Genomic DNA, 15736 nt, shown 5'->3' on the forward strand with positions numbered 1-15736 from the left:
CTAAACGATGAAACACAGATTACTGTTCTTGATGGTATTTCTCCTGGCCCTGCCTCTGGCACGGGCCCAGGAAGACAATCCTTTTATTGCCTATGACGTGCCCGCTCAGAACTTGTTGAAATTCAACCGGTTTTTGATCAACCCTACCTTTTCAACCGTACGGGAAGATAAATCCTATATTAATCTGTTACATCGCAACCAGGCCGTTTCCTTTGATGACAACAACCAAACCTATTTCCTGAGCTATAGCGGTAGGATTGGGGACCGCTCAGGTTTAGGTCTGAGCCTCTATACACAGCGGGAAGGTACCCTCAGCAACTATGGGGTACTTGCCAATTATGCCTATGGGATCAAACTCAGCGACAAAAGCAATTTCACTTTTGGGGCAAACCTCTCCTATTACAGTAGCGGCTACGATGAAAGCCGCGCCAACCCCCTGGAGGTAGATCCCTTTTTAAATGGCTTTCAGGATATTTCCCTGTTAACATTCCAGCCCGGTTTCAATATCTCTTTCGGAGCTATTGATTTTGGGATGTACGCCGAAAACCTGATTGATTACAACCTGAAAACCAGCGAGTCCATTACGAGTTTCGCAGACAAAACCTTTTCCGGACACCTGCAATATACCCATCAGTTTGAAAATGGGGAAGGGGTTTTTGAAGGGGGGCGTCTGATGCCGCTCGCCAGGGTTCGGAAAATAGGTAATGAAGAGTTGGTATTAGGTGGGAATCTGATACTGGACCTTCCAAAAATTGGATGGTTGCAGGGTGGCTACGATAGTTTCTACGGGGCATCTGCCGGTATCGGTTTTAACCTGAACCAAAGGCTGTCCATTGGATATACCATGGAAAAAGGCCTTACCAACAACTTTGACAATTTCGGACTTACCCACGAAATTTCTTTTGCTTATTCCTTTACCCCAAACCTTACTGAAGACCGGGTAATGCTGGAAGACGATTATGAAGAAAGTCTGGTGTCCAATGAAGAGGAGCCGGAACCAATCGGAGACCTTACTGAAAAAGATCAGGAAATCATGGAACTGAAAAGCAAGCTGGCTGAGAATGATGCCATCCTTGCTGAGTTGATGTTCCGTCAGGACTCCATCGAAAAGAACCGCCAACGAAACCTCGAAAAGCGTTTTGAAATGGTGATGCGGATGGTGCGTCAGGAAACCGGGGGCAAGCGCCCGGACCTGGAAGATAAGGCCAAGACCATGTACTTTATCAATAATGATTCCAGCGCCCTGGCTCAAAGGAATAAACAAAATAAAACACCTGGTATAAAAAAAGAGGTTGGTCGTGAAGACCGCACCCCTGAACCAACGGAAAGGCTGGCCCAAACCGATGTGGTTAAAACAGTTGGCCAGGAACGCCAGCCGGTTGTTCAAAACGAGGACCGTGTGGCTGAAACAACACCAGTAAAAGAAAAGGACGCTCTTTCAACGGCTGTAAAACCGCAGAAAGATGCAATTGCCAGGGTAGAAAAGCCTTCTGAGGTCCCAACGCCGCCCGTAAAGATCCAAAAATACGAGCCCCGTAAAGCTACGGCTGTTGCCGATAACACCCGGGAAGTGAAGATGCGCAGATTCAAAGACCTGCAGGATGTAACTGACGGGTATTATCTGGTAGCCAATGTCTACAAAGGCACCCACTATATGGACAAGTTCATAGACCAGCTCAAGGGAGAGGGTCTGGATGCCAGCTATATTGACAATCCTAATAACGGCCTTAAATACGTTTACATTAACCGCTTTGACAGTTGGGAAGAAGCCGCTCAGGCAGCCCGCAGTGGCCTGGGGGGAGCTTACGATGGCCAATTGTGGGTAATGAATGTAGACAATCGTTATTCCAACGAGGCCTATGCTGCCAACAGTGAGAAAATCAAAGATAAAACCGCTCAGTATGAAACTGACGTGCTTCGTAAGAATGTTGTGGTCCAGGATAAAGTGGCCGCCCAGGGTTTTGACCAGCGCGGAGACATATTTGAAGGAGCCGGTTCTGCTTATTACATAATTGTAAATGTGTTTGCTAACCCCAGAAATGCCAATCGCTTTGTAAAGCTTTTGAATTCGCAGGGGCTGAGCGCCAGTTACTTTATCAATCCAGAAAACAACTATCGCTATGTATACCTCAAGCGCCATTCCACATGGAACAGCGCATTGATTTCCTACTACTCAAAAATCAATGACACCTATGATGAGAAAATGTGGATCATGCGTGTCACCCCAAACCTTATTGCATAGATGAAATTACTCTACCAATTAATTAAAAACCTGTTCTTTTTATTGTTCTTCCTGTTTGGGGGCATGCAAATGCTCTTTTCCCAGGAAGCAGTTCCATTTAGCCCAAGACTGAGTGGAGGGAACATTGAAATTCGCGGAGATGTGATTTTTGTTGGGAATAATATTCTCAACAGGGCCTCTGAATCGAACCCATCACAAGCCAATTCTGCCTATAATGGAACTCAGAACAACAATAGCCTGTGGATGGAATACATCGATATCGATGGGGATCCTAGCACATTTAGTTCCAGTAGCGCAGACCTGAACGTTCCAGATCCTTCATGCTCCATCGTGCGCTATGCAGGATTATACTGGGCGTCCACTTACCCTAATGAACGAAGCACCAATGGGAGCGCCCCTTTTGATGGAACACCCCGGATTGAAGACTGGAATCAAATAAAATTCCGCTTGCCAGGTGGCAGTTATATCGACCTTTCGGCAGATACAGCAGCTGATCCGGCCGGAGATGAAGACGACATCATTTTTGATGGTTATGACCCGTCAAACATCAATAATTCTTTTAAAGATTCTCCTATTGTATGCTATAAAAATGTAACCTCCCTTGTTCAGTCACTGGCCGATCCAAACGGTACTTATACCGTTGCAAATGTCCGGGCAACCAAGGGTGTTCGCCAGGGATCCAGCTCTGCCGGCTGGGTTTTGGTGGTTATATATGAAAACCCCAATGAAACTGGTAAGTTTATTTCAACTTTCGATGGCTATGCCGGTGTACAGGGAAGTGTTCCTGCTGTAAATGTTGCCGTAAACGGTTTCAGGACGCTTCCTACAGGTTTTCCGGTAAATGCCCGTGTTGGGGTAGGGGCGCTGGAAGGAGATCGCGGTATCAGCGGGGATCGTTTTCGAATTCGGGCCAATTCTCTTCCGGCCTTTACGGATTTGAGCACAACCCTGAACCCATCCTCAAACTTTTTCAATTCCACCATCACTACAAATGATGCTCAGGTACCAACACGAAACCCTTACGGCACGAATACGCTTGGGCTTGACCTGGATATCTTTGAATTAAGCAACCCCTTTAACAGTGTGCTGCCCAATGATGAAACCGGCGCTACACTGCAGTTTACTTCCTCTGGAGATGGGTATGGTGCGTTTCTGACAGCATTCATTGTAGAAATCATTGAGCCCGATATTAACCTGCAGAAAACGGTTGAAGACATAGGGGGGAACGATATTACCGGCCAGGGGGTAACCCTGGGGCAGTACCTGGACTACGTTCTTACCTTCCAAAACGTAGGGAACGACAATGCCACCAACTATACAATAAGGGATGTTCTTCCCATAAATGTTACCCTGGACGAAGCATCAATGAACCTGCCTGCAGGGGTTACCTATACCTACGACGCCGCGAACCGGGAAGTGCTCTTCTCTATTCCCAATAACCTGGTTGAAGTCGGAGATCCGGCCTATACCATCCGTATGAGGGTTCGTGTGGCCGAAAATTGCTTCGATTTTATAGATGCGTGTACTGATTTAATACAAAACCAGGCCTATTCCACCTATAATGGAGACCTGAATAGTGCGCAGATTACAGACGACCCCAGTGTGTCGGACTTTGATAATTGTGGTTTTGCGACACCGGGGGCGACTAACTTTTTGCTGGATGACCTCGAAAATTGTGACTTTACGCGTACCGTTGAATTATGCGGAAATAGTGTTGTGCTGGATGCCGGAGATAATTTTGACTCCTATGTGTGGTATCGCGACATTAATTCGGATGGACAGATTGATGCCGGGGATACTGTGATCACCGATGGGGATCCGGACGGGGATCCAAGTACCATTCGAGTAACAGACGCCGGGCAATATATTGTGGATAAAATAGTAGCTGATCCCTGTAAGGGCTTCCAGGAAATAATCACCGTGGTACTTCCCGGGGCTACTCAAATCAACCCAATTGTCACCCTAATTAACGACACTACAAATTCTGTGGAAGGAGAGGTGGTTACCTGTGCAAATGACGGGGATCTGTTGCCAAAGGTTTTCCTCTGTGGACAAAATGACACCGAGCTCATTCAAATTAATATTCCAGATGCCACCAGCATTATATGGGAACAATTGGATGAGGCGAGCTGTGCCGATTCCGGGGATGACTGCGCAAACAAGAATTCAGCCTGTACCTGGAACCAGGTAGATACCGGCTTTGATTTCCTCGCATCCGATGCAGGGGAATACCGCGTAGTAATAAACTACCAGAATGGGTGTTTCAGCCGTTTCTATTTTAACGTATTTAAAAATCCGCTGGACCCCCAATATACCTCCGAGGACATCCTTTGTACTACCCCCGGAAACATTACGGTTACCAATATGCCGGCGGATTACGAATATCAGTTGCTGGATGCCAGTACCGGAAACGTTCTTGTGCCTTACAGCGCCAATAACGGGCCAAGCTTTGATATTGCGACTAATGGTGCGTATACAGTTGAAATGCGCCAGGTTGGGGTAACCGGAGGCTGCCTCTTCTATCTTGAGAATATTGGTATCCTGCAGCGCGATTTCACAGTGGATGTTACAACTGTGGAGGCAGACTGTGACGGACTGGGGTCTATTGGAATTGCCGTAAATGATGCCAATCCTCAATACTACTATGAGATTTCCCAAAACGGGAGTGTGGTGGATACCTATGGCCCGAATAATGACAACCAATATAATTTCTTCAACGTTAATGGTGGTGTTTATGACGTAACTGTAACAACCGATGATGGTTGTAGTTATACCGAACAGGTAACGGTTGTGGACAATAACACCCTTGAGCTTACCGCGCGGGTTTCCCAGCATATCACTTGTCGGGAAGGAAACATCCTGATGGATTCAGAGGGCGGAAAAACCCCTCACACCTATGCTATCTGGGAATATGTAGATGAAAGTGGGGTAACCCAGATTTCATATAATTCCCCTGCTGAAATCCCCGCAAATGAATTTCAGACCAGCCAGATTTTTGACATTTTTAACCCTGGACGCTACACCTTTGTAGTAGTTGACCGCTTCAATTGTTTTGATATCTCAAACTCCGTGGTGATCTATTTTGTGCCACCCGTGGAGTACGACCCAACCACTGTTATAGACGAACAGTGTTACGGGGATGCTACCGGCCGTATACAGTATAACCTGGTTACCGATAACGGATACCAGATTACCTACTACCTGATAGATGAAAATGGAGTGGAAATTGCGACCAACTCATCCGGTTTATTCAATGGCCTGGCTCAGGGAGATTATACCGTACGCGTTAATTACCGAAAGGGAAGCGCTTCTTGTGAGTATTTCGAAAACTATACCATTTCAGGCCCATCCTCCCCTCTTGATGCAGATGCTTCACTTATTCAGGATTATACCTGTCTGCAAGGCGGTATCATTGAAGCTCAGAACGTCAGCGGCGGAACCGCCCCCTATCAATACAGTATTGATGGGGTGAATTTTGTTTCTGGTCCGGGATCCGAGACCTTTACCTCTCTCAGCCCCGGCTCCTACAATATTACCATTGTAGATGCAAATGGTTGTGTCTTCCTTACAAACCCGATCACTATAGATCCTACCAACCCGCCGGAAGATCTGGATTTTGCATTGAGCAATATTGACTGTAATTTTCAGACTGGGGATTTGGTTGTTACCGCCACAAATGGTGCGCAGCCCCTTACATTTGAAATTATTGCCCCTTCATCCGTTTCCCCCGACAGCAGCAGCGGGAATACCGCAACCTTTAACAACCTGGCTGCGGGCACCTATACCTTCCAGGTATCAGACGTGGATGGTTGTAGCTATACCGAGACCTATACCGTCCCTGAAATAAGCCCTATTCAGGCTAATGGTTCTTTGTTCAGCAATGTAACCTGTTTTGGGGATGCCGACGGGAGGGTGGTCGTTCGCGTAAGCAATTTTGTCTCCACCTACAGTTATACTGTTAATGGAAATACCCCTGTTACCGGCCAGTCCGGGAGCATTATCAACCTTACCGGGCTTACTGCCGATGACTATGAGGTTGAGGTTTTTGATGAAACTACCGGCTGTAGTGACTTAGCCAATGTTACCGTTACAGGCCCTGCCTCCCCTCTGGCATTTACTTTTGAAGCCACGCAGCCCAGCTGTGTTACAGATGGATATGTGAGCATTAGTGCCAGCGGAGGTTGGGATGGATACCAGTACGAGCTTGAGCAGCCAGACAGCAGCATCCTGGGGCCACAGACAAATTCCCTGTTTTCAGGGCTTACTCAGGACGGCACCTATACTATTACCGTTCGTGACGGTGGTGGGTGTGAGCTTACGGACACCTTTGTCCTGAATACTCCGCCTTTACCCAGCGTAAGTCTTGACCCCTCAGCGGATCTGTGCTATGATCCTGCCAATGGAGTGAGTTTAACAGCTAATCCGAGCGGGGGAACGGCACCGTACACCTACAGTCTCAATGGCAGTCCGGCACAAAGTAATAATGTCTTTACAAACCTGACGCCTGGTTCATACACAGTAGTGCTTACGGATGCTAACGGGTGTACAGCAACCTCAGTTGCCGTAACAGTTGAACCCCAGCTAACAGCAACAGCTGTTCTGACCAAAGAACTGGATTGTTCTGCATCCCCCGATGCGGTAATAGATGTTACAATCAATGGCGGCTACGCCCCCTACACCTATGAAGTAAATGGAGGGGCAAGCACGCCGGTAGTTGGAAATACAATTACCTACACAACCCCTGCGGCCAACACCTATGCCTTCACCATTACTGATGCGGAAGGTTGTGTTGCCCAAACCAGTGTTGAGGTTGCTCCCATCAGTAACCCGGTAGCAACCCACACGCCCGCAAACCCAAGTTGTGACGGTTCGGCAGACGGTTCCGTAACCATCAATATCGACCCTAACTTCGGCACACCAGCTTATGAGGTAGATTTTGACGGAAACGGATTTAGTGCCCAGACGACTTATAATGGCCTTGCGGCAGGAACGTATTCCTATACAGTACGGGACGCCAAGGGTTGTACCTATACAGACAGTGTTACACTAACGGCTCCTGCTCCGATTACGGCCGACGCTGTCCTTATCCAGGCCTATACCTGCCTGCAGGACGGTAGCATACAGGCACAGAACGTGAGCGGTGGTACTGCTCCTTACAGCTACAGCATTGATGGTGTAAACTTCGGTGCTGCAGATACGTTTACAGGCCTTACAGATGGTACTTACACTGTTTTTGTAAGGGATGCTAATGGATGTGTTTTCATCACTGCCCCGGTTGTGATCCCGCCACTGGATCCTCCAACCGACATCAGTTTTGCGGCAACCCCGCCAAACTGCCCAACCCAGACCTCAGATGTAACCCTAACGGTTACCGGGGGAACAGGAGCTATCACCTATGAAATTATCGCCCCTGCAGCTGTAAACAACGGGGCCAGCAATGTATTTACAGCACTGGCTCCTGACACCTATACCTTCAGAGTAACAGATGCCAACGGTTGTTCATATGACGAAAATTTCACGATCAATCCGGTTACTCCTATCCAGTTAACAGGCATTCCGGTTAGTGATGTTTCCTGTGTGGGAGCGTCCGACGGGGCTGCAGATTTCAATGTATCCGGATTTAGCGGAACCTATGCCTATACTGTAAACGGAGGTCCTGCAGTAACCGGCCAATCCGCCGCAACCATTAACCTGACGGGGCTTCCGGCAGGAAACCATACTGTTGTGGTAACGGATGAAATCACCAATTGTACGGATACTGATACGATTACCATCAATGAACCAGCACTGCCCCTTTCCTTTACCTTTACGGTAACGCCAATGACCTGTGTCGCAGACGGATCGGTTACCATTAATGCAACGGGAGGTTGGGGAAGTTATACCTATGAGTTGGAGCAGCCAGATACCAGCGTGCTGGGGCCTCAAACCAGCAATGTATTCAATGGCCTGAACCAGGTTGGCGACTACACCATCACCGTAACCGATGCAAACGGATGTGTCCTGTCCGACACTTTTAACCTGGCGGCCCCGTCCAACCCGGTTGCAAGTATTGATGCCACTTCAAACCTCTGTTTTGACCCTGCCACAGGAGCCACGATAGTAATTGGGGTTACTGGTGGCCTGGCGCCCTACTATTTCAGCATGAATGGTGGTGCCACCCAGACCTCCGACACCTTTGCGGGGCTGGTTCCTGGCAACTATACCTTTACCGTAACTGATAGTAACGGCTGTACAGATACCATCGCTCAGGTAATTGAACCTCAGATAAATGGTAATGCCGTACTAACCAAAGACATCGACTGTACCGTATCACCCGACGCCATTTTGGATGTAACCGTCAGTGGTGGCTATGCCCCCTATACCTATGAATTGGATTTCAACGGAAGTGGGTTTGCCCCTTATGCTGGTGGCTTCCCTTATACCACATCAGCGGATGGGACCTACCAGTTCCGCATTACCGACAGCGAAGGTTGTGTGGGCTTAACCAATATTATCACGGTAAGCCCCGCGATACTGCCTCAGGCAACCGCCTCTACCATAGATCCGACCTGTTTTGGCGATTCCAATGGAATTGTGGAGATTGAAGTAGACCCGAACTTCGGACAGGCCCCTTACGAGATAAACTTTAATGGCCTCGGATTCAGCAATCAGACCGTTTATACCGGATTGCCTGCCGGCAACTACAACTATACCGTTCGGGATGCCAAAGACTGTTTGTTTAACGACAGTGTAACCCTTACAGATCCGGCGCTTTTTGACGCCACTATTACTGTTACCGATGTATCCTGTAGTGGGGTGCCCGGTGGAGGGGATATTCCAGGTAGTATTGATATTTCAATCATTAGTGGCGGAGCCCCTAATTTCACCTATACGCTTTACGACCAGTCTAATAATATTGTACCCGTAACCGGTTCCAACCCTATCGTAAATACGCCCAGCACCAATGTAACTTTTGATGGGCTGCTTTTCGGGGATTACTATGTAAGGATCATCGATGCCAATGGATGTGAGTTTTACCAGAACCCTGTTCGTGTAAGAGCCAATCCATTTTTAAGCCTGGATTCTTCCGTGATTGCAGACTGTGCAACTGGCGGTACGGTAACCGTATCTGCCGATGGTGGATCTGGAGATTATACTTTCAGTATCTACGGACCCGGCACCGCTCCTGACAGTGAAACAGCCGGTCCGGGCCCACTGGAAGAACAAGCAGTGTTCGGTGGGCTGAATTCCGGGCAAACCTATATTTTTGAGGCAATTGATAATTCAAGCCTGTGTACAAGTTATATAGAGGTTGCCATCCCTGCCCTATCCGGCATAGAAGTGGTGCCAACCCCTGCGGTAACTGATGTGACCTGCTTTGGGGACAATAATGGCTCCATCGCTTTCCAGTTCCAGAACTTCGATGCTTCGGTTACTGACGTTAACTACAGCATACTGGAAGCCCTGACAAATAACCCGACAGGAAATAGCGGTACCGTTAGTGGGCCCGCAGGAGGCCCAACCCCTCTGGAAACCGTTAATGGTCTGTCTCCCGGAGACTATGTGCTGTACTTTGAAGAAGCTACCAGTCCATTCTGTTCCAACACTTATGAGTTCAGGATAATTGAACCTTCCCCGATTACCTTTAATTTGGTAGATCTCAATAATGCAAACTGTAATGAAGATGCCCAGGTAACCGTGCAAGCTACCGGGGGCGCCGGAGGCTTTACCTATGCCTTTGTTCAGGACGGGGTGCCGCCTGTCCCTGGAGATTTTGGGGCCAGCAGCTATGTAGAACTGGATCCGGCAGTAAATACTGACTGGGACGCCTATGCCATGGATGTTAACGGATGTATGACGCCTCCGCTGGATATTACTATAAGCATGGATCCGGAACCGGTTATCTCCGGTGTTGCCAATAATTGTCTGGCTACAGAAGGTAATTTTGAAATTGAAGTGACACTAGATGTTGCCGGGGTTGGACCCTATTTCCTGAGCCTTAACGGAGGGGCTTTTCAGTCATCAACCCTTGCAAATGCAGGTGACACCTACACCTTTACAAATCTCAATTCAGGGAACTATACTGTAGAGGTAAGAGATTCCAATAATTGCGGAAACGCCATCAACGTTGAAATTTTCCCGCCTTCATCGCTGACCACCGAGGCATTGGTACAGCCTACCTGTGCCCTGAATGACGGACAGATATTACTTACGGCCTATGGCGGATCCGGAGCCTATGAATACGAATTATTCCTGGGTGCTGTCAGTGTAACTGGCGGGCCACAGCTATCACCCTTGTTTACCGGATTAGGTCCCGGCACCTATACGGCATTTGTCTATGACACCGTTGCTACAGGATGTGATGCCTCTTCCAGTGTCGTCCTTACCGTTCCAACAAACGTCTCTTTTAGCGCAACGGCTACAGATGTAAGTTGTATTGGGGATTCAGATGGTACCATTACTGCGGTCCTGGATCCGGGAATGGACAACCCGCCGTATACGTATCAATTGTTTGATGCCCTGGGAGTCTTGCCGCTTTCAGCCGTACAGACCAATCCTGTATTTACAGGCCTTTCGGCAGGTGATTACACCGTTCGGGTGACCTCAGGGCGGGCATGTACAGCAGATCAATTAGTGACTGTTGGCGAGCCTACTGCGGTGACGGCTGCGGCAACCGCCACAGATTTTGCCTGTGCCCCGGACAATTCCGTAAACCAGGCGGTAATAACCGTAACTGCAGGTGGTGGTACCGCTCCTTATCTGTACAGTATTGACGGAACGAATTTCTTTAGTTCAAACACCTTTAACATTACCGATACGGGCGCGGTTCAAAACTTTACCCTGACGGTACGCGATGCCAATGGGTGTATCGCAACAGATAACATCAGCATTAATCCATTGCCCGAAATTACAGACGCTACTGTTTCACAAATAACAGCTATTAGCTGTACCAATGATGAAGTAGTACGTATAACGGTAACCGGAGGGTCCGGAGATTTTGATTTTGATTTGCTCCCACTGGGGACTGTCCCCACACAGTCTCCCGGTGCTGGGGTATACACGGCAGATTTTACCTTAACGGCCCCCGGGGATTACACCTTCAGGGTAACCGATAATGTAACAGGCTGTTACTTTACTACCCTGCCATATACCATTGCCCCATACGACCTGATAGATGTGGTGGCAACAGCCATAACCCCTGTTGATTGTTTTGGAAATACGAACGGGGAACTGGAATTCCAGGTGAACGATTACCTCGGGAATTATACTTACCAGGTGTTCGATGATGCAGGTGCTCCTGTTACAGGGGTGATTGCTGCAGATACCTCGGTAAACCCAAGGACGGTTTCCGGCCTGCCGGCTGGCAACCTGGTAGTTGAGGTAATTGCGACGGATGCTCCTTTCTGTGATGCAACCTCCAATACCATCACTATAGCCTCACCCGACGCTCCTCTGAGCCTCACCGAGATTGCAAACACCAATGCGAACTGTTTTGGCGGAGCCCAGGTAAGTGTACTGGCAGCCGGGGGAACCCCTGCATATACTTATGCTTTTGTTCCAACGGCCACTGTTCCGGTACCTGCAGATTTCGGACCTTCAGCCAGTGCTGTCCTCAGCCCGGCTACCTATCCTGCAGATTACGACGTATACGTACAGGATGCCAATGGGTGTACAACCTTTATTACGATAACAGTTGATGAGGATCCGCTGCCAACAGTAACAGCCCCTCCTTATGCAACAGATCAGTGTACCTCTGACGGTACTTCCTATAACTTTACAGTGGTTGGAACGGGTCTGGCCCCATTGACCTACAGTATTAGCACAGGCTTCCAGAGCAGCCCCACCTTTACAGTAACTGCCCCGGGCACTTATACTGTAACCGTACGGGATGCCAATGGATGTTTGGCTACAGACACAATTGATATCCTGCCTCCGCTAGGGATTACTCCTATTGCCAGTGTTCAGCCATCCTGTGCATTAAACGACGGAGAGATAACGATAACTGCCAGTGGTGGTTCCGGCACCTATGAATACGATCTGCTTGATTCAGGAGGAGCCAGTCTAACCGGTGGAGCCCGACAAGCTTCCAATGTATTTACAGGGCTCGCACCAGGCACTTATACCGCATATGTATTCGACACCAGCGGAAGTGGATGTGATGCCCAGGCCCCGGTTAGTTTAGAAGACCCTACGCCGGTAGCATTCACTACATCAGCACTGGATGTAAGTTGTAATGGCGCCTCTGACGGTTCCATAGAGGTAACTCTGGATCCGGGTCAGGACAATCCACCATATATCTATGAGTTATACGATAGTAGCATGGCACTTGTAGGTGGTCCTCAGGCTAGCCCACTGTTTACAGGGCTACAGGCCGATTCTTATACCGTGCGCGTCATTTCTGACAGAAACTGTGAAGCAACCCAAGTACAGGTAGTTGACGAGCCTGCGCCGGTGAATGTTACCGCTACGGCAACAGATTTTAGTTGTGCGGCCAACAACACCGTATCGGAATCTGTCATAACCGTTACCGCCTCAGGCGGAACAGCGCCTTACTTATACAGTATGGACGGTGTGAATTTTGTGACAGGCAATACCTTCAATGTTGCAGATACAGGAGTATCTCAGACCATTGATGTATATGCCAGGGATGCCAATGGTTGTGTCAGCACAACATCTGTTACTATAGAACCCCTTAATAGCTTTACGGCTGCCGTTTCGCAGCTAACCGCTATTACCTGTATCAATCCGGAGTCTGTTCTTATTGAGATAACGGATAACGGTGATGTAAGCAATGTATACACCTTTGAGCTATTGCCCCTCGGTAACCCTAATGGAATCCAAACGGGTGCTCCAGCCTACAACCAGGCTACCTTCGAACTCAGTGTGCCAGACACCTATGTGTTCAGGATAACAGATACAACAACAGGCTGTTATGTAGATACGGCCCCTTATGTGGTGCCTCCTTATGACCTGATGGACCCTGTAGCCGTGGCCAATACGCCGGTTACCTGTTTTGGGGATGCTAATGGATCCATTTCCCTGGATATTGCCGATTATACCGGAAGCTATGATTATGAGGTTTTCGAAGCCGCAGGAGCCAGCACCGGGATTACCGGTAGTGCTTCCACAGCAACCAACCCACTGGTCATTGGCGGCTTGAGTGGCGGGAATTATTTTGTTCGAATCACACAGACGGGTACCCCGTTCTGTAACGCAGATTCCAATATCATTACCATACAGTCTCCCCCTAGCGCCCTTACAGCAATTGTACAGGAAGTTGCTCCGGTTACCTGTTCGGATGATCTGGGTGAAATCCTGGTCGATCCGGAAGGTGGCTATGCTCCTTTTGATATTGTGCTAACCCATACCGGTACCGGACAGGTGTTTACCACTAATGGGGTGCAGGATTATATTTTTGGAGGTCTGTCTTCAGGCTCATATACTGTTGAAGTTACCGACGCAGGTGGTTGTATTTACAATGACACCATTGATTTACTCCCTCCTGTCCCCGTAACTGCGGATATTACGGCAGCGCCTGCTGTGCTAAGCTGTTTTGGTGATACCAATGGCGAAGTGACAGCTGTAAATGTAGCAGGTGGATCGGGAACTTACCAGTTCCAATTGAACTACTACGATGCCTCCGGAGTTGTGGTCGAAAACACTTCCGGCTTCCAAATCAATCCAACTTTTACAGGCTTGGGTGCTGGGATCTATAGTATCACAGTTTCTGACTCCTGGGGCTGCGAAGTGGAAACCGTTCAGGTAACTATCAGCGAACCCACTGAGGTTATGAGTAACCTGGTGCAAACCGCAATGATGACCTGTACTAATAACGCCGAAATAGTCCTGACAGCCACTGGTGGAACAGGGCCCTATGAGTACAGTACTGATAATGTGGCATTCCTGCCAATGTCAGGTGGAAACACCCATACGTTCACTGTAACTGATGGTGTGTATCAATACTATGTAAGGGATTCCTTCGGCTGTTCGGCTACCATTTCCAACCAAGTAAGTATTGAAGCTGTAGTGCCATTGATGATCGATATAGACGATAGCGCTGCAATGATTAATTGTACCGGAGAAGCTACTGCCACCCTGTTTGCGACAGCTACAGGCGGCCTGGGCAACTACCAGTACGAATTGTATACAGATGCCGCACTCACCAACCTGCTGGCAGGTCCTCAGGCCAGTGGAGATTTCAGCAACCTCCCGATGGGAAGTTACTGGATTCGGGTAACCAGTGTGGATTGCGAGACCGTGTCCAATGAGATTATCATCATGGAGCCCGTTCCCCTGCAGATAGACAGGGAAGAGTTCACCAACGTGACCTGTGCGGGAGAAGAAGACGGAACTATTACAGTAGAGGTGTCTGGTGGAACCGGCAATATCCTCTACGCTATAAGTCCGAACCTGAACCAGTTTGATGACATCAATACCTTTACCGACCTGGCCCCTGGCGTATACGATGTAATCGCTCAGGATGTGAACGGGTGTTTTATCCCCTTCCAATTCACCATCACGGAGCCACAGCCCTTAGATGTTAGTGCTGTTGCTACCCCTGAGATTTGTATCGGAAGTGCCGACGGCATCATAGACATTACCATTTCAGGTGGTACAGCGCCTTACAGAACGGCCTTTAATTCCAATGCAGATGCAGATTTCGTGCCGGCCCAGACCACCTTTACGGACCTGGCAGCAGGAACTTATGTAATCTTTGTGCGGGATGCCCAGGATTGTGAAACCAATGTGATTGTGGAGGTGGAACCCGGTGTGAATTTGAACGCTACGGTTACCCCAATATATGTGTGTACTGATAACCTGCCGGATAATTACCTGGAAGTAGTGCTGGAAGATCCTTCGGTAGCTGCAGATGTTATGTATGCCCTGGACTCTACCGACCCTGCTGATATGCAACTGGATGCAGACTTTAGCAGCCTTGCTCCCGGACCGCATTATCTGGCCATTTCCCACGCCAATGGCTGTGTGCTGACCATAGACTTTGAAATCACTGCTTTTGACCCGCTTACGCTGGTGCTGGAGCAGCAAAATATCAATGAAATTACGGCCATTGCCACGGGTGGTGTTCCTGATTACACCTTTTATTTCAATGAAGATGACAATGGTACCGATAATACCTGGTATATCACCGAAACTGGCACCTTTACGGTTCGGGTTGTGGACCAGAACGGTTGTACCGTTGAGGCTCAGATATTTATGGAATTTATCGATATTGAAATCCCGAATTTCTTTACCCCGGATGGGGACGGAATGAACGATTTCTGGATTCCGGAGAATCTTGAAGGCTTCCCTGAGATACTAATCAAAATTTATGATCGTTATGGTAGAGTAGTCGCTGAGCTCGCATATGGCATGCAGGGCTGGGATGGAATGTACGACGGCAGAGAATTGCCAACGGGAGACTACTGGTACGTCATCAAATTGAATGGCGAACGCGACAACAGAGAATTTGTAGGGCATTTTACCCTATACAGATAATATTTAAGCCAATAAACT

2 protein-coding genes are annotated in these 15736 nt (G+C 48.5%); both read left to right on the forward strand.

Annotated elements, in window-relative coordinates; all coding sequences use genetic code 11:
- Positions 1–7: 7 nt before the first annotated feature.
- Positions 8–2242 carry a PorP/SprF family type IX secretion system membrane protein gene (locus ACT6NU_RS06155; RefSeq protein ID WP_445383586.1) on the forward strand — a complete coding sequence of 745 codons (2235 nt, stop codon included), beginning with the start codon at positions 8–10 and terminating at the stop codon, positions 2240–2242.
- Positions 2243–15718 (forward strand): T9SS type B sorting domain-containing protein, encoded by a 13476-nt coding sequence (locus ACT6NU_RS06160; RefSeq protein ID WP_445383587.1) that lies wholly within the window; start codon positions 2243–2245, stop codon positions 15716–15718.
- Positions 15719–15736: the final 18 nt, after the last annotated feature.

Source organism: Robiginitalea rubriflava, from assembly GCF_052540725.1.

What these genes read in the sequence shown, in the direction of transcription:
- ACT6NU_RS06155 (WP_445383586.1), top strand. Translation starts at nt 8, where the DNA reads ATGAAACACAGATTACTGTTCTTGATGGTATTTCTCCTGGCCCTGCCT.
- ACT6NU_RS06160 (WP_445383587.1), top strand. Translation starts at nt 2,243, where the DNA reads ATGAAATTACTCTACCAATTAATTAAAAACCTGTTCTTTTTATTGTTC.